General features: G+C 40.9%; 25 protein-coding genes. 9 read left to right on the top strand and 16 right to left on the bottom strand.

Features of this window, described 5'->3' with window-relative positions:
* Position 1 precedes the first annotated feature (1 nt).
* From AC1DM9_RS08205 to AC1DM9_RS08155, 11 genes are all read right to left on the bottom strand, one after another.
* On the bottom strand, positions 2-634 hold the full coding sequence (locus AC1DM9_RS08205) for a DUF1405 domain-containing protein (RefSeq protein WP_477549600.1): 633 nt from the start codon (positions 632-634) through the stop codon (positions 2-4).
* Positions 635-724: 90 nt separating this feature from the next.
* Positions 725-1594: a menaquinol-cytochrome c reductase cytochrome b/c subunit gene (locus AC1DM9_RS08200; RefSeq protein WP_076265692.1), complete on the bottom strand. Its 870-nt coding sequence runs from the start codon at positions 1592-1594 to the stop codon at positions 725-727.
* 18 nt (positions 1595-1612) lie between these two features.
* Positions 1613-2284 (bottom strand): menaquinol-cytochrome c reductase cytochrome b subunit, encoded by a 672-nt coding sequence (qcrB, locus tag AC1DM9_RS08195; protein WP_053376377.1) that lies wholly within the window; start codon positions 2282-2284, stop codon positions 1613-1615.
* 16 nt (positions 2285-2300) lie between these two features.
* A complete protein-coding gene (locus AC1DM9_RS08190; protein ID WP_339202870.1) occupies positions 2301-2834 on the bottom strand; it encodes a Rieske (2Fe-2S) protein in 534 nt (177 codons plus the stop codon).
* A 241-nt stretch (positions 2835-3075) separates the two neighbouring features.
* Positions 3076-3498: a DUF2487 family protein gene (locus AC1DM9_RS08185; protein ID WP_441875282.1), complete on the bottom strand. Its 423-nt coding sequence runs from the start codon at positions 3496-3498 to the stop codon at positions 3076-3078.
* A 196-nt stretch (positions 3499-3694) separates the two neighbouring features.
* The gene (locus AC1DM9_RS08180; RefSeq protein ID WP_076265688.1) at positions 3695-3877 is read right to left on the bottom strand and encodes an IDEAL domain-containing protein; all 183 of its coding nucleotides are present in this window, start codon (positions 3875-3877) and stop codon (positions 3695-3697) included.
* Between the two features lie 22 nt (positions 3878-3899).
* Positions 3900-4406 carry a gamma carbonic anhydrase family protein gene (locus AC1DM9_RS08175; protein ID WP_339202874.1) on the bottom strand — a complete coding sequence of 169 codons (507 nt, stop codon included), beginning with the start codon at positions 4404-4406 and terminating at the stop codon, positions 3900-3902.
* Positions 4407-4511: 105 nt separating this feature from the next.
* Positions 4512-5687 (bottom strand): hypothetical protein, encoded by a 1176-nt coding sequence (locus AC1DM9_RS08170; RefSeq protein WP_441875278.1) that lies wholly within the window; start codon positions 5685-5687, stop codon positions 4512-4514.
* 189 nt (positions 5688-5876) lie between these two features.
* Positions 5877-6458: a histidine phosphatase family protein gene (locus AC1DM9_RS08165; protein ID WP_477549433.1), complete on the bottom strand. Its 582-nt coding sequence runs from the start codon at positions 6456-6458 to the stop codon at positions 5877-5879.
* Positions 6459-6527: 69 nt separating this feature from the next.
* Entirely contained in the window at positions 6528-7130 is a 603-nt protein-coding gene (locus AC1DM9_RS08160; RefSeq protein ID WP_430058651.1) for an anti-sigma factor family protein, read from the bottom strand.
* On the bottom strand, positions 7127-7723 hold the full coding sequence (locus tag AC1DM9_RS08155) for an RNA polymerase sigma factor (RefSeq protein WP_076265683.1): 597 nt from the start codon (positions 7721-7723) through the stop codon (positions 7127-7129). The genes AC1DM9_RS08160 and AC1DM9_RS08155 overlap by 4 nt, the downstream gene beginning before the upstream one ends.
* 396 nt (positions 7724-8119) lie before the next feature.
* Between AC1DM9_RS08155 and AC1DM9_RS08150 the strand changes: the two genes are divergently transcribed.
* From AC1DM9_RS08150 to AC1DM9_RS08120, 7 genes are all read left to right on the top strand, one after another.
* Positions 8120-8464 carry a hypothetical protein gene (locus tag AC1DM9_RS08150; protein ID WP_477549434.1) on the top strand — a complete coding sequence of 115 codons (345 nt, stop codon included), beginning with the start codon at positions 8120-8122 and terminating at the stop codon, positions 8462-8464.
* A gap of 44 nt (positions 8465-8508) precedes the next feature.
* On the top strand, positions 8509-9201 hold the full coding sequence (locus AC1DM9_RS08145; protein ID WP_477579431.1) for a class F sortase: 693 nt from the start codon (positions 8509-8511) through the stop codon (positions 9199-9201).
* Between the two features lie 255 nt (positions 9202-9456).
* Positions 9457-9642: a hypothetical protein gene (locus AC1DM9_RS08140; protein WP_339202884.1), complete on the top strand. Its 186-nt coding sequence runs from the start codon at positions 9457-9459 to the stop codon at positions 9640-9642.
* Positions 9643-10034: 392 nt separating this feature from the next.
* Entirely contained in the window at positions 10035-10214 is a 180-nt protein-coding gene (locus tag AC1DM9_RS08135; RefSeq protein WP_430058644.1) for a hypothetical protein, read from the top strand.
* Positions 10215-10341: 127 nt separating this feature from the next.
* Positions 10342-10455, top strand: a complete 114-nt coding sequence (locus AC1DM9_RS08130) for a sporulation protein YjcZ (RefSeq protein ID WP_083681477.1) — start codon at positions 10342-10344, stop codon at positions 10453-10455.
* 202 nt (positions 10456-10657) lie between these two features.
* Positions 10658-10768, top strand: coding sequence for a YjcZ family sporulation protein (locus tag AC1DM9_RS08125; RefSeq protein WP_441875260.1), 111 nt, complete (start codon positions 10658-10660; stop codon positions 10766-10768).
* Between the two features lie 276 nt (positions 10769-11044).
* Positions 11045-11947, top strand: a complete 903-nt coding sequence (locus AC1DM9_RS08120) for an NAD-dependent epimerase/dehydratase family protein (RefSeq protein WP_477579429.1) — start codon at positions 11045-11047, stop codon at positions 11945-11947.
* A gap of 12 nt (positions 11948-11959) precedes the next feature.
* Here the strand turns inward: AC1DM9_RS08120 and AC1DM9_RS08115 are convergent, their stop codons facing one another.
* Together AC1DM9_RS08115 and AC1DM9_RS08110 are read right to left on the bottom strand one after the other, a co-directional pair.
* Positions 11960-12448, bottom strand: a complete 489-nt coding sequence (locus AC1DM9_RS08115) for a MarR family winged helix-turn-helix transcriptional regulator (RefSeq protein ID WP_339202888.1) — start codon at positions 12446-12448, stop codon at positions 11960-11962.
* A 123-nt stretch (positions 12449-12571) separates the two neighbouring features.
* Positions 12572-13417 (bottom strand): copper amine oxidase N-terminal domain-containing protein, encoded by an 846-nt coding sequence (locus tag AC1DM9_RS08110; protein ID WP_477549436.1) that lies wholly within the window; start codon positions 13415-13417, stop codon positions 12572-12574.
* Positions 13418-13635: 218 nt separating this feature from the next.
* On the opposite strand from AC1DM9_RS08110, the gene AC1DM9_RS08105 reads away from it, so the two are divergent.
* Positions 13636-15126, top strand: coding sequence for an RtcB family protein (locus AC1DM9_RS08105; protein ID WP_477579427.1), 1491 nt, complete (start codon positions 13636-13638; stop codon positions 15124-15126).
* A gap of 123 nt (positions 15127-15249) precedes the next feature.
* Here AC1DM9_RS08105 and AC1DM9_RS08100 read toward each other — a convergent pair whose 3' ends face one another.
* The 3 genes from AC1DM9_RS08100 to AC1DM9_RS08090 are packed head-to-tail and all read right to left on the bottom strand — an operon-like array spanning position 15250 to position 18304.
* Entirely contained in the window at positions 15250-15483 is a 234-nt protein-coding gene (locus tag AC1DM9_RS08100; RefSeq protein ID WP_477509648.1) for a hypothetical protein, read from the bottom strand.
* A gap of 10 nt (positions 15484-15493) precedes the next feature.
* Complete coding sequence (locus tag AC1DM9_RS08095) at positions 15494-16696, bottom strand: Ger(x)C family spore germination protein (RefSeq protein WP_441875245.1); 1203 nt, start codon at positions 16694-16696, stop codon at positions 15494-15496.
* 3 nt (positions 16697-16699) lie between these two features.
* Positions 16700-18304, bottom strand: coding sequence for a spore germination protein (locus tag AC1DM9_RS08090; RefSeq protein ID WP_477509649.1), 1605 nt, complete (start codon positions 18302-18304; stop codon positions 16700-16702).
* 242 nt (positions 18305-18546) lie between these two features.
* Here AC1DM9_RS08090 and AC1DM9_RS08085 point away from each other — a divergent pair, with 242 nt between their 5' ends.
* A complete protein-coding gene (locus tag AC1DM9_RS08085; RefSeq protein ID WP_477549438.1) occupies positions 18547-19644 on the top strand; it encodes a GerAB/ArcD/ProY family transporter in 1098 nt (365 codons plus the stop codon).
* Positions 19645-19803 lie beyond the last annotated feature (159 nt).

Raw genomic sequence — 19803 nt, 5'->3', positions numbered from 1 at the left:
GTTATACCTTCTTTCTAAAACGCCATACGAGTAATCCAGCTGCCAAACTAAAGAAGGATAAACCGTAGGTGAATATGCGAACTGCATCCAAATCATCGTACAATTGTTTGGCAAGGTATGGAAATATCCCATATGTATAATCAACCGTGTCATTAAGAAGAAGCCATCCTGTAGCTACAATAAGCGAGACAGCTCCTGCTTTCATAAATCTGAAAAAAAGCAATGCCTCAAACGCCATTCCAAGATGTGAAGCCATAAGCATATAGTGCTGCCAGTTCAGCTCAGACCCCTGCCATGCTCCCGCTACAATCATCGACACAGCCCAAATTCCGTATTTGACTGAGCATACAACAGCCAAACCTTCAATAATGTACCGCAAAACTGTTACAAGGCCGTTTGAACGCTTAGGCGGAAACAAAAAATAAAGTAGAGCAATCGTAAAAAACAGACTTGCTGTAGGTGAATCGGGCACAAAAACAATTTGCCATAAGGGGTGGCTATCTAACGTTTCAGCTAATTGTGACTCGTACCAGATGTAGCCATAAACCGTTCCAAAAAAATTAACAATAAAAAGCAACCATAAAAATGGTCGGCTTAGTAAAAATTCACGGCTCCAAAAAATAGCGAGCATGATGAATCACTTCTCCTTCGCTTTATCATTAAAAAGGACTTATATTCGAAGAAAAACCTGACCGTGTAATACGATCAGGTTTTTTTCGATGATTTATTCTGTTGCCGCTTTTTGTTTGGACAGCCAAGTAGTCAGCTGATCAATTTCTTCGGCAGATAAAGTATCAGCGAAAGCTGGCATGCCGTTACGACCATTCGTAACTACTTCTACAAGCTGCTCTTTCGACAAAACGTCACCAACGCCAACCAAGCTAGGAACAGATCCTTGGCCTTTGAGGTCAGCTGCATGACAGCTGATACATTTTGCTTGCTCAGCAATTTTCATTGCTGGATCATTTGCATCAACAAGTGATGCTTCTACTGCTGGTTTCGTGTAGTTCGGACGCTCTTGGCCTGCTAGTGCAGCCTCACGCGCCTTCTCTTCACGCTCAATATGTTCCGGTACTTGTCCGTTAATTTCAAGCTGATGCTGGTAGTGATCCCAAGAAACAACTGTCAAGTAAACGCAAGCTACAAGTGTTAGCCCCATCAATGAAGATGCAATCGGACGACGGTAGAAGCGGCGTTCCTTGCCAGTGTCGAGGAATGGTGCTAGCAACAATGCGCCAAACATGACTCCGGGAATACCTACTGTTCCGAGCAAGATGTAATCTTGCGAAACATATGGGTATTTCAAAAATTGATACAAGAACAAAAAGTACCAGTCCGGCATCGGTATAAATGCCGCATTCGTTGGATCTGCTGGATAACCTAGTGGTGCTGGCTCAGCAATAACCCATACAAGAAAACCAACCAAAACGACACAGCCGACCATCCATTCCTTAAGCAGGAAGTTTGGAATAAACGCTTCCGATTTACCTGGAAAAGACGTGTAGTCCGGAGGAATGTTCGGATGGTTGTTTTTCTTAACACGCGAGTCGCCTACATAGACAACCTTCTCGTTCGAATTATGACCATGCGCCATAAGTATGCCTCCCTTCGCTTAAAGTGGTCCCGAAATACCTTGTTTCCGAATCATGATAAAGTGCGCTGCCAACATTGCAATCAAAGCGCCAGGTAAGAAGAATACATGGATCGCGAAGAAGCGAGTTAGTGTTTGTGCGCCTACGATATCGCCGCCGTAAAGGAATGAAGCGAGATACGGTCCGATTACCGGTACGGATTCAGCAATTTGGACACCAACTTTTGTTGCGTAGTAAGCTTTGTTATCCCAAGGAAGCAGGTAACCTGTAAATCCTAGGCCTAACATGATGAAGAAGATCAGCATTCCGACAACCCAGTTCATTTCCCTCGGCGCTTTGTAAGAACCGGTAAAAAACACTCGAAGGGTATGTAAGAACATCATAACAATAACTAAGCTTGCCCCAAAGTGGTGCATGCCTCGAACGATTTGTCCGAATGCAACCTTGTGCTGCAGGTAATCAACGCTTGCATATGCGTTGATAATATCCGGAACATAATACATCGTCAAAAACATACCGGACAAAATTTGAATAACAGTGATAAAAAACGTGAGACCGCCGAAACAATATACGAATGCGGAAAAATGATGCGCTGGGTTAACGTGCTCAGGCACTTCATGGTCAGCCACATCTCTCCACAGAGGCGTAATGTCAAGACGCTCGTCGATCCAGTTGTAAACACTTTTAAACATCTGCCATACGACCTCCTTATTTCATTCTTGTATTCGGCATTACTGGACCCAAGTACACGAAGCCGTCTTCAAGCTTCACTTCGTACTCATCCAATGGGTTCGGGGCAACTGTAATGTTTTTCCCGTCTTTCGTGTAGCGCGCATCGTGACAAGGACAATCGTATTCATTTTGACCTTTTGTGTTCCATCCGATCGTACAACCTAAGTGTTTGCAAACTGGTGAAAGTGCAAAGATCTTGCCATTTGCATCCTTCGAAATCCAAGCTGCAAGCTCTGGGTCACTTACGTACCAACCGTCGATCTGATGAATTTTAAATTTGAATTCTTGCGGTTCGTTCGTAATTTTGCTCTCTTCCACAACTTTTACGTATGTACCCTCGCCCTTTTTCTTAAGGAGTGGATCCACTGCGAAACGAACCATTGGTAATACCGCGCCGCCCATCATAAATGCAGTTGTGCCACCAAGCGTATATGACAAAAATTGACGCCGGGACATTTCTTTGCGCTGAACCGGTCGATGCGCGGTCTCGTGTTGTTCATGGTTACTCATCTTCTGTTCTAACCCCCTTTGCCAACCATATCTCGCGTCTTGCCGCAGGGCAAAAACACATGACGAACTAGGACATAACTTATAATAGCCTAGGTGCTTGGGAGCGTCAAGAATATGGCTTCATATTTGAACGTTTATCAAATTATCGTTCAATAATTTGTTATCATTTTGTCACATTTGACCTTGTCTGGCATTTGTTTTCCCCGAAATCTAACTATATTATACGACAATTTTATGAAATTCATGTAGTCTGTCCACTCCATAAACTCCGTATCGCATTAGAAACATCAGATTGCTGCGGAAACTCACCATCTTGATTCGGACCAAACCATAAATCCACTTCTGGACACTCGGCAATCAATTGATTATTTGCAGTTACCGCAATAACATAACGAAACCCGCCGCGCTTCGCCGCAGCACACCACTCATTTAAATGCTCTGAGAGACGCTCGCTGTCGGAGATGTAATGCCATGCAGGATAAGTGACCACCCTCCCTTTAAAAGGGATTTCAATTAAATCCATTATGTCCCTAAGCTGCTCAAGCCATTCTGTTGCCTCATACGGCTTTGCTGCATTCGGCATTCCAGTCACAGGAAGCAGGCAAGTATCCAAATATGGACTTAACTCATCCCATTGCTCTTTTGTTATTTCACTAAATTTCATCGTTTACATTCTCACTCCTTAACATAATTGCAGCCTATATCAACATCACTGCTTCTATGTTAACTCCATTTCCGCTCCTTGCCAAACCAAATGTACAGAAAAAAGCCTCCCTGTGTCAAAACCGAACAGATTCGTTCGCATTTAACTGGGAAGCTTCCTCGCTCAATCGTCATTTTTACAAAAAAGACGATACGCGTTATTTTTTTAAAGCATTTAGCTGTTTTGCGAGACGGTAAAACGTATCCTCGTCACCAGCGGCCAATGCTTTGTCAATTGCCGTATAAATTTGGTTGGTTTGAAATTTCAATACCGCTTCGTCAAGCACAAACTCTGCGGCCAAACCTAGCATGGCTTCATACGTTACTTTCATTTTGTCCATAGGATACACCTCCAAACCGGCGTTAAGAGATCCTATATTCTATTCCCTTTGTCACGTAGCTCTCCATCGTTTTTTTCATACGCAGTAAATCGTCCTCTGTTAACTCTCTTACGACTTTGGCGGGTGATCCGATAGATAGAGTATAGGATGGTATTTTTTTGTTCTCTGTAACAATCGAACCGGCTCCTATTAAAGCATATTCACCAATGTCTGCGCCGTTAAGTACGATTGCCCCCATTCCAATTAATGTGCCTCTGCCTATCGTACAGCCGTGTATTATAGCGGCATGGCCGATAGACACCTCATCAGCTAGAATCAAAGGTTGATTCACATTCAAGTGACCGACGACTCCATCTTGAATATTGCAGCTATGACCGATTTGTATAGGTGCAAGATCCCCTCGCAGTACTGCATTAAACCAAACGGTGCTTTTCTCAGCAATCGTTACGTCACCAATTATTTTTGCACCTTCAGCTATGTATACATCTTCATGAATCTTTGGCATTACGCCTTTGTATGGGATCAACAATTTTCTTCAGTCCTCTCCAAGCGATCAAATATAACAAGCCATTTCTGTCGTATTCTTATACTGTAGCTTATATTTGATCTTACTCCAAGAGTACGATTTCCAAAATCAATGGACCACTATCGGACCTGATTCCTCAAGGCTCACGCCAGCAACTACAGCTCGTCCTGCCTTGGTCATACGGACTACAGCCCCATAAATCGGATGCTCCCCAAGCCGAAGCAGCCCCAAATGAACCATCATAGCCATAATTCTCTGTTCCAAAATCGTATTTGCATCATCGTAAAAATAAGGCTTAATGAACGGAACAAGTACCGTTCTGAGCGACTCAACCGTAACCCATTCCACAGCGAGGGTGTTAATCCAATGCACGAGCGACAGTAAATGTGTAATTGGTCCCTTGTATAGCTTCAACCAATATCGATAGATTTGCTCTGCTTCGCTTGAAGGCCTGCTCTTCATGCGCTCTTCACCTGGACCCGTAACTGTCAAAAGCGTCTGATTTTCATTGATATACTTTGCGTGATAACAGTAATCGTATACGAATGAGAAACGATTCGGATATTGGTTAAAATGTCTGCCATATCCAAAACGCCATGCTCCTTTTGCAGGCAGCTCCTCTTGCACGCCAAAACGATCAAGCAGCTGCAGCGTAAATCGCTTGTACATCGACCCATCAGCTGTTAGCTGGATTTCATTATGGTACGTGTAATGAAGCAGATGTGTAATATCGTCGTGAATAAGCATTTGCTCATCCCGGTAAATAGGCGGCTCATCCGTATACTGCAGATCAGCGGCAAACCTCCTCGCAAGCGTATCGCGGAAGCGCGTCTTCAAATCGTTTGGAACCTGAAAGAGATATCTGCTTGGACCACTGAAGCCATTGAACAACCAACCGTGATGCTTGAATTTAGCTATCATTTCTCGCGGGCTAAGCTGCTTTTCGACTGCTTCTGTCTTTTTTTTGCTGCGTTTTGTTTTTTTCGGCGGGTCTAACTCCGGTTTGATGATCTCTTCCCCAAATCTGCTGTGCTGCACCCGAGCGAGCAAATCCTCTAAACTAAAGGAGTTTCTTGCTTCGAATAGCAAAGAGTTGAGGAATCGTAAATCCTCCATCTTCATGCTGCTTATTTGCGCTTCAAAAACATCATTTCGACTTACGGTAGAGAGAATGGATTGGATCAAATCGTTTTTGGAATGTCCATTGCATTCGCAACGGTAAACATCTGCAATTCTGCTAAGTTGTTGAATATCCGCGTACCCTAGCATATCCGATAAATTCATAGCTCTCTCCTTTCTACAGAAGCCGCCTTATCACTCGGGCGCCCCGCTTCGTAAGGGTATTGTGTAATGAATAAGCGTCAGTTGATATCATTATGGGAAAATATCTATTGTTTTATAACCTAGATTACAAGGAGTTTATACAAAAAAAGCCGCACCTTAATAAATAAAGGCGCAGCTCGTATGCGATTCCTATGCTTCATTTAAATGGATCGTGCAATTATACAGCTGCGGATGCCATTTCTCATCACGCAGCTCCAGGATAGAGTAAGACAAGTTGGATAAATATTGATCCTCGAGATCCGAACATATCTCTTCCATGATTTGAGCCAAAAAGCTGCCATGAGAAACGACAAGCAAGTTGCGCTTTGGATACTTCAGCTTCCATTCATTAATTGCGCTCAAGCCTCTTGCTCTGACCTCATCATTAGACTCTACACCTTCAGCAATTTCTCGCCAATTCGTTCCCCAGCGTTCGTGACGCTCCTGCTCCCTCGTGCCTTCAACCTCGCCAAAATACCTCTCTCTCAAGCGCGGCTCACTTTCAAGCAAAGGAATATTTAACTTCGAAGCGATAATCTGTGCTGTCGCATGAGCCCGCTGCAGATCACTTGATATAACAGCATCCCATATCTGGTCTTCACGGCTTAATCGCTCTGCCAATGCTTTGGCTTGTACAATACCTACTTCATTCAATGGAATATCCGTTTGCCCTTGAATCTTTCCTTGTTCATTCCAGTCCGTCTTACCGTGGCGCACTAATCCAATCAACAAGCCGTATTCAGCTCCTTTATATAGTAGACATAACAAAAGCTCCCTAGGGAGCTTTATCATACATCAACATTAGCTTCGTGTTCTAGAGAGCCAGTTCAAAATCAGCAGCGTCATAATAAGACCAAGCAAGGACAATGCAACATAATATTGCGGGAAGGCCGGCATAACCTTTAGAACGAATGGCTCGCTAATGCTGGCAACCGGAACCTCTGCATAAAATCCTGCTGTAATTAAACCATCACCAGACGCATTTGCTGTGTCCATCAATCCGCTTAGCTCGGCAATTTCAGCTTGTGAAACACCGCCATCATTATCAAATATGAATACAAAGAATGCACTTGCAAACAAAGCCATACAAGCTGCAACGATCAGCGCGATATTACGGCGAAACGACTTCGAAAACTGATAGCTTTTGTGCGGAACAGGCATTAACCAAGATTCCTCAGCGTAAATGCGATCCATCACATTTCGATTCACATGCTCCATAGGACCGAGGCTCTCATCTTCCTCCGATAAGAAACGAATGATATCCTCGCTTTCTTCCCACAGCTCAAACTGCTCCGCACATGTCTTGCACTCAAGCAAATGAGTGTCTATTGCTATCCGCACTTCATCGTGATCAGCTAAATCCCAATATTCGCCGAATTTGTCTTGCGCATCGTTGCAATTCATCTCGTATTCATCCCTTCGAATTCCTCCATCAGCGGCGATTGTCCGAAATACGGCTCCAGCTGCGTTTTTACGCTTGCTCTTGCTCGGAATAGCAGTGATTTAACAGAACTGACCGTTTGTCCTAAAATATTAGCAATTTCTTGATAGTCCAGCTGGTCATATTCCCGAAGAATAAGCGCTGAGCGTTGTTTTTCTGGCAAGTTGTTTATCGCTTCTCGCACCATCGCCATACGTTCATTTCTTAGCACATGCTGCTCAGGAACCGCATCAAGCGCTGCGACAGGCTCGAATCCCGATTCATCAAGCGACACATGCGCTGATTTTTGCTTGCGAAGCTCGCTAAGTACTGTATTTCGCGCAATCGTATATAACCACGTCGAAAAAGAAGCATCCAATTCGCGAAACGAATGAAGGCTGCGGTAGGCTTTATAGAAGGTCTCAGAACACAAGTCTTCGGCCATAAGCTCGAGCTTTGCACTCTTCAGCATGTGATAAATAAACGCTAAAATTTTTCGTTGGTAGCGCCGCATAAGCTCGGAGTACAGCTCGACATTGCCATCCTTTATCTCTCGTATCAACTGGGAATCAGTCATGACAGGCGAACCTCCTCCACCTGCGGATTATTCCCGGACCGCTATATATCATTGTACCGTCCCGGGAACGAAAAGTTGCGGTGTTTATCATAATTAATTCAAAAAACACGAATATACATATAATTCGTGTTTCGAGGGCAAATTCCTGCCTCTTTCGACAAAAGGATAAAATACAATATTTTTACAAATGTGGGTGCGCAAATATACGTTTTGGACTCAAGCTGATCAATAACTATGTATTGGAAATAAAGTTTTATTCTACTCGCCTTATAGAGTTCTTGCAATATAAATCGCTTTCTTTAAGCTGGGAAAGGTTCACATTCATGATTTTTGACTCCAATGGGGAACATGACTATGCACAATAATTTAAACAACAACTTGGAGGTAATAACCGTTATGAAAAAAACAATTATCGCCGTTTTCTCAGCATGTTTAATCTTTAGTGCAAGCTCTGCTGTGTACGCTGCTGCTCCTGTATCTGAAAAAGAAATGCATATGAAGAAAGTGGAAGAAAAGAAAAAGCATCAAATGCATGTAAAGAAAATGGAAGAGAAAAAGAAACATAAAATGCATGCTAAAAGCCTTCATGCAAAAAGCATCCATGCAAAAAAAGCTCATGAAAAAAACCTACATGCTAAAAGCTTGAAAGCAAAAACTTTGAAGGCAAAAAACTTGAGAGCAAAAGAAATTACTAAAATGCCGAAAACCGGCTTCGGCGGCGCCAGCGAACAAGCTGAATAAACAGTAAAAAACGAGGGGATCTACTCTCCCCTCTCTTACTAACTTTGAAAAAGTTTATATTGCAATTGATAGCTGCAGCTATTTTTGCCGGTTGTACAGCCTGCAGCTACTCAAATGATCAAGATCATGGTATTAAGCCTCAAATAACAACAACAAAATCTGAGTATAATGAACCCATTGTAAAAGCAGAAACCATGCCGAGTCCACCGCCTACAAATCATAATCAAATCATTCCGAATACAATTTCTAAAGTAAAATTAGAGGGAATCGTACCCATTAAACTTTCCATTCCCGCTCTAGAAATCGATGCGATCATAGATCCAGTCAGCATAACAGAAAACGGCCAAATGGATGTTCCATCAAGCACCAAGAGGGTAGGGCTATTATCTAATGGCATTCTTCCTGGCATGGTCGGCAATTCAGTTATAGATGGACATGTTGACAGCCATACAGGACCAGCCGTATTTTACAGATTAAAGAACATAAAATTAGGTGACATGATTTCAATAAAAAGTAAAGAGGACTGCACCATCGATTTTAAAGTGGAATCGATTGAAATATTCAAAACATCCGAGGCTCCACTTTCGAAAATTTTTGGTCCCGCGGACGAGTCTCGTTTAAATTTAATTACATGCACTGGTAAATTCAATCGTAAAAATCAAGAATACTCAGAACGGCTCGTCGTTTTTGCAAAACGGCACTCCGATAAAAAAATATGCAAATCTGCAAGCAGCTAAAACCCATGATCTGATTCAGTTGAATAGTGGAGGTCAAAACGACGCCATTAATTGAATCATTGATGGGTTTTTTCTATCGTATTCATCCTTCTAACCGCATATGTACATTTACTTTTTTATCATATCCCTCCCCTACCTATTTCCTTCTAATAGTCACATGACATAGAAACTATGCCTCTGTAACAAACACACAAACACTTAAATAGATACAAACATATCTTATATAGCAGTCAAATAAGAGGAGGTTTTTAAATAATGGCTCATAATATCGGTATTATCCTCGTTCTTTTCATTCTTTTGGTTATTGTCGCTTGCAGCTGCGGTGTCTTCGGTCGTAATGAGAGAAACGATGACAGAGAAGAAAACAACGATGTACGCAGCAACGAAAACAATAGAGTAAGCGACAGAGGTTACAACGGCGGTTGTGGAGTAGGCTATTAATCCCTCAATTTAGCTTCAGACATGGATAATTTGGATTTCCCTGCCAAACAACCAATAACTAAACGGCATCCATGTATAACTTACTTTCTAAACAGCAGCAAGGAGGTGAATTTCTTATATCAGGATCAGTAGGCGGTGCTCACAATAACATTGGTTTTATTCTCGTGTTGTTTATTTTGTTAGTCATTATTTCTTGCAGCTGCGGTATTTTCGGTGGCAGATACTAGTCGTATATAAGATCCAGTTTAACAAGATTCCATTAGATTATTTGCTCTATCTTCATTTACTAGTCTAATGACATTGAAACTATGTCTATGTAACAAACACACAATCAAAAAATGAGAGTCAATCATACGTTATATAGTAGTTAAATAAGAGGAGGTTTTAAAATAATGTCTCATAATATCGGTACGATCTTGGTTCTTTTCATCTTATTAGTCATTGTTGCTTGTAGCTGTGGCGTATTGGGCCGCAATGAAAGAAGAAATGAAAATCAAGTTGAAAGTGTCAACGAAAAAAGAAATGACAGAGTGAGCGACAGAGGTTACGGCGGCTGTTGCGGAGGCTACTAATCCTATTTTCACCACTCTGCTCGCTCTATGAGATGGATAAACATACTCTATCTACCCATTATCCTGTCTTATAGCTATAGCTTTAACTAACTTGCTCTATAAGATAATACAAGGAGGTGAATGTTTTATGTCAGGATCAGTTGGCGGTGTAAATAATAATATTGGTTTTATTCTTGTACTCTTCATTTTGCTCGTGATTATCTCTTGCAGCTGCGGAATTTTCGGTGGTAACAACTACTAATCATTAGCGATTGGATATGACTTATTCACTTGTCCTACAGACTACAGAGTATCCTTAACGGTCTTCCCTATACAAAACCTCTAATCCCCTATTATAGGCTAATGATACTGGGCATATGTCACCCCATGACAAATATCCAGTCACTAAGCTTTTGCAATGCATACCTTACAATGTATTCAAGTCGCAAGGAGGTGGATGTTTAATGTCAGGATTCGTTGGTGGTGCTCATAATAATATTGGTTTTATTCTGGTACTGTTTATTTTGTTGGTGATTATCTCTTGCAGCTGCGGTATTTTCGGTGGTGGTTACTAATAAATAATAATTGAAGGGCTTACTGCTGCTCTCACGCATTCAAAATGCTGAATACACTTAAGCCTCTCCAGAAGACCCATTATGTGGGTCTTCTTTTTTTTATTTTGAATCTAATCCTTGCTTACATAGTCAAAAAAATGTTCACACATGCTCTTTCAGATGTAGCCCTTAATTGAATTACCTTTTTTTATGAAAGTATTGACAAAATAGTAAAACCGCTAAATAATAAAATAAATACATTAGTTAGTAAATTAATTAATTTGAGGAGGTCTTTTATTGAAAGTATTCATTACAGGAGTTACTGGGTATGTTGGCTTAGCAGTAGCTAAACAATTCCTATCCCAAGGTTATCAAGTTTCCGGATTAGTTCGAACACATGAAAAAGCTGAGCAATTAATAAAATTAGGCATCTCCCCTGTAATAGGCGATCTTGCTGATCTGGCTTTGCTGGCGGAATGTACTCTTGCTGCTGATGGTGTCATTCATACTGCTATCTCGCATAGTTCTGACATGGAAAAATTAGATGTTCTTGCAGTTGATGCCATGTTAGACGGTTTGGAAGGCACTGGCAAAACATTCGTATATACGAGCGGAACGTTAATCTATAACGATACGCTTCATAATGTCGTTGATGAGGATTCGGCTGTAAATCCATTGCCGTTCTTGCAATGGAAAGCAAATCAGGAGCAAAAAGTGCTGACAGCTGCTGAGAGAAACATTTGTACTGTCGTTATTCGACCAGCTCTCGTTTACGGAGGTGGTGGCGGTTTAGTTGGGGCGACTATTCAAAGAACGAAGCTCACTCAATTCGCCAAATACGTTGGTGATGGACTAAACGCATGGTCAACCATTGATGTAGACGACTTGGCAAACCTTTATGCATGCGCTTATACATTTGCATCTCCTGGGGCGTTATATAACGCTGCTTCCAGGGAACTCATTACGACCAAAGAGCTCATAATAGCAATTGGCAAAATTGCCGGCGTCGCTGAAATTGAATCGTGTAGTTATGAGGAAGCTGTTCATGTTTTGGGCCCTGCTGCTTGGGGAGCGAGCATTARCCAAAGAATATCTGGTTTGCGTGCTGAACAGCAGCTGCAATGGAGCCCCTCTGCCAACTCGATCGTCAAAGAAATGGAGGAAGGTTCTTACCAAGCTCTGGCAAAAATAAAACGATAGTCCGTTACCGGACTATCGTTTGGATGCTTCGCTATCTTCATAAGTATTCAGAAATTTTATGGATTTAGCTAATATTCGTATGAGTTGCTCGGCGTCATCTGCACCTAGATGTTCTCGCAAGTGCTGAAAACGTTCAAATAGCTCTGTCTCCCTTGCTCCAACAAATTCATGTCCAGCTTCAGTTGCTGTAACAAGAATGGATCTCCGATCACTTGCATCCATCGTACGAGTAATATACCCGATCTGTTCAAGCGATTGTATGACATGCGTCACAGCAGCTGAGGTTATTTTCAACTGTTTGCTTAGATCGGAAACTTTAATGCCATTAGAACCCGGCGGACATAAATACGTCAAGTAAACAAGCAAATTGGATTCGCTCTGCCGGAGCTCCTTAGAAGGACTAAACACATGCCCGACACGCTTCAATTGACCGAATACGAGCGCAAGTTCCTTCGTTAAGTGATCTATATTCGTTCCTTGAAAGTTATCGTCATTACTCATACCATTATGAGCCCCCATAAGCTTTTTCCAATTTATTTTTAAATTATTTACTAAATTAATAATGGTGTCAAGATGGAAAGTCAAGCTTCATTTTTTATGGATGACTCAAAGTTAATCCATTCCTTATCTTTCATTTAACGGTTTAAACGTCCTGCCCGCGATGAGTATGTACTGTAATTCATTTGGCTGAATGATCGTGCCTCCACCTGCGTTTAATTGTTTTTTGATGATGGCATCCTTTTTAACAGCTGGTCTTGGCCTATCCTTAATATCCACTGTAGAATCATCTGCATCCATGATGGATGAGTGTTCAAAATATACAAAAGTATGCAGATCCTCTTGTCCCTCCGGTATATCTTTCCCTGTACTATTTTTGGCAGTTACGGTTAGATCAATGAGCGATACTTTATTTTTCACAAAGACATTATATGAAATTTCTATTGGCTGGAACGCATTGGGGTCTGCTGTTCTTGCTATCCCTACTCGGTCATCATCAGAAAGATACTTCAGTTTTCCTTGCTTTAATAATCGTTCGTCATTCAAAGTGATCACATTATTTTCATTCGTGACTTTAAAAGAGAAGGAATCAAAAAGTATTCGAGCTGGAACGAGCAGAAAACCTTTCTCCACTACTGCTTTAGTGTCCATCTCTACATTTTGACCATTAACCTTTGCAGTCTTATTGCCTGCCTGAATTTGAACAATGTTCTCCCCTTCTTTAATTTCAGCTGTTTTCGTTTGGTTATTATAAGAAACTGTAGCACCCAGCAATTCACTTACAGATCTTAATGGTAAAATCAATCGATTCTGTTTATCAACATAAGGCTCCTTTGGATAGGTATATGCCACATAATAATTGTTCATTTTCAAAATAACGGGTGTACTTTTTTTGGGTGCAGCATAACTGACAGCTGTTATGGAGAACATCATTACACCCGCAATGGTCAATTTTATTAATTTTCTCATCATTTAACAAACACTCCTTTTTTAGCATTTATGGATAAAACGTAATTCTCTATCCATTTGTTGCGCTAAAGCCCGAATTAGGTAATGCTTTTCAAATTTTGAAATGATATATTGAAATCATTAGCTAGGAAAGGATGATTGCCGATGTTATGCATCTTTTTCGAATACTTCAATATTACTAATGTCAATAATCTACCTATAAATCAAAAGGATGGTCCTATTTGAAAATTAACAATAGCAAAAATATTCCTGTCCGTTTTTTCATAAACGACAAAATTAAGCTTGAAAAAAATGCTTTAGAAGAACTTGATCAACTCCTCACCGTCAATGAATCTGTAGAAACCCTGAAACAGCACACTAGCGGTTATTTTACGAACGAAAATGCAAAAATTGAAGAGGTAGCGATCACTCCCGATTTCCACAAAGGCAGTGGCATTCCGATTGGTACAACCATCTTCACCAAAGGATTTGTCATCCCTCAAGCTGTAGGCAATGACATTAATTGTGGCATGCGGTTATACACGACATCGCTGAAGGAAAATGATATCCGGTCAAATCTTAAACAAATCGAATCCGATATTCGTCATATTTTCTTTGAAGGCGGACGTCATATACCAATGACAAGGGTGCAGCGTGAAGCTATTTTCAAAGAAGGATTAATGGGTATTCTCGAGACACAGAAATCGATTAAGTGCAATGGTTTGTGGGAATTTTATGATGCTAAGCAGCAAGAGGACGACCTTTTAAAGGTAAATCGATTTGGTTCATTTATTACGGATAAAGTAGATGGACTGGATAGTTATTTAGGCAGCGATGATTTGTCCTATGATAGTCAGATTGGATCGATCGGCGGCGGCAATCATTTTGTAGAAATTCAGAAAGTAGTGAATATACGCAATCATGCTTTGGCAAAGGAATGGAATATCAAAGCTGGCCAAATCGTCGTTATGATTCATACAGGCTCTGTATCTATCGGGCATCACGCAGGTCTGAACATCAAAGAAATGCTTAAAGAAATTTACCCCGCCTCTCTTAAGCATCCAAGCAATGGGATCTATGTCCTGCCTCATTCCGAACAATATGAATATCAATGGAATCGTTATTGGAACCTCCTTCATAACGCAGCAAACTTCGCTTTTGCGAATCGCTTATTTCTGGGGCTTATGCTTCAAAAGTCTTTGTCCAAAAGCTTAAAAGATTTTGAGTATAAATTGCTCTACGATGCCCCTCACAACTTTGTATGGGAAGAAACGATTGATGGCAGCGAAGGTTTTATCCATCGCAAAGGCTCTTGCACAGCAAAGTCAGCTGAACAAATGGCCAACACCCCTTTTCAATTTACGGGTGAGCCGGTCTTTATACCTGGATCCATGGGAGCGAAAAGCTACATTCTTGCAGGACTAGGCAATCGTGAGAGCTTATTCAGCGCTAGTCATGGTGCTGGTCGAAGCCTTTCAAGAGGAGATTCAGTAAAAGTAGATGATGCTTTGTTTCGCGAATTTATTTCCAAGTTTAATATTGTTACACCTATTGATCCGAACCGTAACGATATTAAATCCAGACAGGATATACTCAAGAAATGGGAAGAAGAATTGAAGAAAGAGGCTCCTTACGCTTACAAGGATATCAATGCCATCATCGAATCACATGAAGAACACGGCATGGCACAAATTGTTGCAGAAGTTGAACCTATTTTAACGATAAAAGGGTAAAGCTTTTTATACTGAAGGTTTAGTGGTTTAAACTAAAATATTTCATTTTTAATAATTAAAACAGCAAAAAAGCCACGTCCTTGTGACGTGGCTAACAGATGACATTCTATATTTTAGACAGCTTTATTTTAACCATGTGTCCAATAAGTGTGAAACAGGATTATATATGTAGATAATCCCATCCAAAGGGTTGGGGAGTCCAATATGTAAAGCTTGAGCAATGCCTATTACAGTCCCAAACAGCAGAAGAATGGAAAATATCCATAATTCTTTTTTTGATTTTCCTCTTAATAGCGCAGGAACATCAATGGCAATAATTAAAGCGACCGCTACAAGGATCACTATGATAGGTACCATATGTGCATCTTCACTCCTCTTTCTTCATGTCTTCCAGAAAGGAATTAGACACCGTACCTAAATGTCGAATCTTATGATTTACCTTCACATTTACTGGCATCGTCTCAAAAGTGTGATCCCAATTTTTTTTGAGCTTTCTCCAATCTTTAGGATTCGAACGATGAATAACATCCCCAAATCCAAAAATATCAACTTTGTATTTTTTCTGCACTTTTTTTACTGTCGCGTCAATGAAACCTTCCACTTTGCTGTTTGCTAGCCTTTCTACTTCTGCAATATTTTTCGTCTCCAACAAATCTATGGAGCATTGTACTTCCCCTATATTAATTTCTATTCGTACTTCAATATCGATCTGAGGTTGTCCATTCTTTACGCTGCCTTTGACCTTTGTCTTAGACCGAATGACCTCGAACGTAATTTTGCCGCCTTGTGGACAAGCAACAAAACCAACCGTGCTTTTAATTTCATCGCTAATATAGTTGTATGCTTTGCTTTCAGTTTCATTTAGCCAACCAATCAACTTATCCTTCTTAAATACCGCGAGTCCCGAATATTGCAATGTAGTTGGGGTCAGAACCTTCTCCATATTTCTCTTTTCTTGCCCTATTTGCTCGTCTCCCAAAACAACAAGACCTGTTAATACAGGATCTCTTCCTTCGCTCACGAGTGTAGTAATAAGCTCATCCAATGTAACCGTTGTTGTTGGAGCCCATTGCTGCTCAGAAGTCTGAAGAGTAGAGAACAGACTGACCGCGGGGATCGTTTCCAGCTTTGTTAATACTTTTAGCGTATTCTCGGCAGTCGTATGCTTTGAAACAACGATAAAGAAATCAGTACGAATTTCTTCATCTCTTGACAAGAGATCTAACGCCTGACCGATTCCTTCCTTAGCTAAGGATTCGCCAAGAACCACAATTCGCAGATGGGAAGGATAGATTTTACGAGGGTTTACTGTAGTCATTTTGCGTATTGCTTCGAAAATGGTATTAGCCGTGATTTGATACGTCGTGACGGGTGTCTTGTCACCGCCCTTCTTCCCTGCAACTTCAGTCGGCTCGACGACCTGAACGGAAACCTTATATTGATTTCCGACCTTGTCAATCCCCAAAGCTACAGCGATTGCGAGCTCATTCAACTCACGGCCCTTCCAACAACCTGTGACGAATATAAGCGAGATGACAATTAAACAGAGTAAATATCTTTTATGCATCATCGATTATCCACCTGCATTATCGCGCGACGGTTCAGAATGACTACTTTGTTCGCGAATGATGTTGTTTTTATTGATCAATCTAGGTCGCGCAATCATTGCCCATCGGGGGAATCGGAATATGGTATCCTTTTGCTCTTCAAGATTAAATGGTGCAAATGGACTCAGGTAGGGAACTCCGAATGAACGCAAACTGCACAAGTGAAGTACGAGTGCAAAAATCCCAATAATAATCCCGAACAACCCAAAAGAAGCAGCAAGTATCATCAAAGGAAAACGAAGCATTCTAAAGGTCATGGACATGTCGAAGGCCGGAAGCACAAAGCTGGCAATCCCCGTTAGTGCAACGACGATTACCATGGCGGCAGATATAATCCCCGCCTCAACAGCCGCTGTTCCAATAACCAATGTTCCTACAATGGAGACGGCCTGTGCAATGGCCTTTGGCATTCTTAAGCCAGCTTCCCGTAAAATTTCAAATGTTACCTCCATCATCACGGCCTCGATGAACGCTGTAAAAGGTACCCCTTCTCGTTGAGCAGCCAAACCGATTAACAGCTGCGTAGGCAGCATTTCCTGATGGAATGTAGTGACAGCAATGTAAAGTGACGGACCTAACAGAGAAATAAAAATACTAAGAAAACGAAGCATACGAATCAACGTGCTGATATCCGCGCGCGTATAATAATCCTCAGCAGCCTGTATAAACGAGATAAATAATGCTGGGACGACCAATACAATCGGCGTTCCGTCAACCAAAATGGCTACTTTCCCTTCCAAAAGCTCAGCTGCTATGACATCCGGACGTTCCGAATGATACAACGTAGGAAAAGGAGTATAGGTTTTTTCCTGAATTAATTCTTCAATGTAGCCGCTCTCCAATATGCCATCAATATCGATCCGATCGAGACGACGATGCACTTCTTCTACTATCTTGTCATTTGCAATTCCTTTGATATACATGATCGATACATCGGTTTTTGTCACTCTCCCAATTGACGTTGTTGTGAGCCATAAATTAGGATCTTTTATTTTGCGGCGGATTAACGCCGTATTGGTTCGAATACATTCTGTAAAGCCTTCTTTCGGTCCCCGAATGACGGTCTCTGTCGTGGATTCCGTGACTGCACGGTCTTTCCAGCCTCGCATGCCGATGATGAACCCTTGGGCGCAACCGTCCAATAAAAGAATGACATCTCCAGACAACAAAGCAGTTGTCAAAGCACCAAATTCAGAAACATCCTTGATAGCTCCTACCGTTAGAATTTGATCCTTCACAACTTGGAGGATCTTATCTGGGCTTGATTCGTTTGGGTCAAGCTCCGTATTAGGGATGCTTGGCATAAGCGATTCGATGATGAATTTCTGCACAGATTGCAGATCCGTTAAACCATCTGTATAAAATATCCCGGCTTTAAATTTCTCTCCTGCTCCAATCTGAATTTCTCTGATCACAATATCGCTGCTATGACCTAGCATATTTTTTACATATTGGATATTATCATCAAGGCATAAATTCAACCTTTTTTCTTGGGCAGCTTTGTTGGAATCTATACGCTTGCTTGCTGGAAGATCCATCTTGTTTTTTGATTGATTATTGAAAAACCCCATTTGCCTATGTTCCTCTCTGCTCTGAAATAGGGTAAGTTTTTTGAAAATATCTTTAACATTTGTTAACCAAACTTCGTTGATTCATACATTCATTGAATGAAGAGAGTGACTAGGACAAGTGTTTATCTAACAAAGTAAAAGGTAACAATGAGAAGATGCTGCAATGCTTTAGTCAAAGCTAATGGGGAATGGTTTTTATGGACGATATAATATAATGCAGATAACTTAGAAAGAGGCCAAAAATGGTAAGAGACATCAAAATAAATGTGCGTCAATTTACCGTGTTAGTCATATTGTATTCCGTTGGTACTGCTGTCTTAATTATTCCATCAACATTAGCTGAAATCGTCAAACAAGATGCTTGGATCGCGGCTATTCTCGGTGTGGGATTAGGGATGTTACTCGTATTATTGTACAATGCCGTAGGGAATATTTATCCAGAAATGACCCTAGTTGAAAAAAATGAGAAGCTTCTCGGACGCTGGCTGGGAAAGGCCGTTTCTATTACCTTTGTTTTTTTTGCATTCATTACAGCGGCAGATCTTTTGTATTATATGGCGGATTTTATAACTACACAGATCATGGCCGACACACCAGCGCAAGCTATTCATATTCTTTTTGCTTGCATAGTCATCATGGGAGTTCGTCTTGGTCTTGAAAATCTAGCTCGGACAGCGGAGTTTTTTTTCCCTTGGTTCGTTTTATTATTTATCATATTAGTCATTTTCATCTCGCCGCAAATCGACAATCACAACATTCAACCCGTATTTGATACTGGAATAAAACCGATGATTCGTTCTACTTTAATCTTCACAAGTATTTTCTCTCTTTCCCCTGTTGTTTTTTTAATGATTTTCCCTGTTTCAGTGAATCAACCTAAAAAAGCACAAAAAGCTTTTTTGATAGGCACATTTATAGGGGGAATCATTTTAATTATTATTATCGCTTTGGCTATTCTAGTTCTCGGTCCTGATACAACAGGAAGGCATATGTATCCAAGTTTTGCGCTAGCCAAAAAAATAAACACAGGAAATTTTATACGTATTGAAGCCATAATGGCTGGAATATGGTTTGTCACGATTTTTTTTAGAACATCACTGTATTTTTACGCAGCTGTAATCGGTCTTGCACAAACGTTGAACTTAAAAGACTACCGCTCACTTACGTTACCTTTAGGGATGATCATGGTCGTATTTTCCCTCATTTTACATCCTAATGTCCTTCATGGAATTGAATTCAACAAAGGAGCATGGATACCTTATGTCTCGACATACGGACTCATTCTTCCTTTGATTTTATTAGTCGTTCATGCGTTTCGAAAACAGTTTTTAAAAAACTAACGTTTGAAAATAGGCTGTCCAACAAGTCATTTAGATGATTGGACGGCCTTTATTAATTACACTCCCCTACTCCTGCATTGTTCATCGATTCGTTACATTTCACCCTCCATATAGCTCTATCGAGTCATATTATTTTCACTTCATAAAGGGCATACTGAT

Source organism: Paenibacillus sp. 01T431, assembly GCF_056398625.1.
This window is presented reverse-complemented; position numbering and strand designations above follow the sequence as displayed.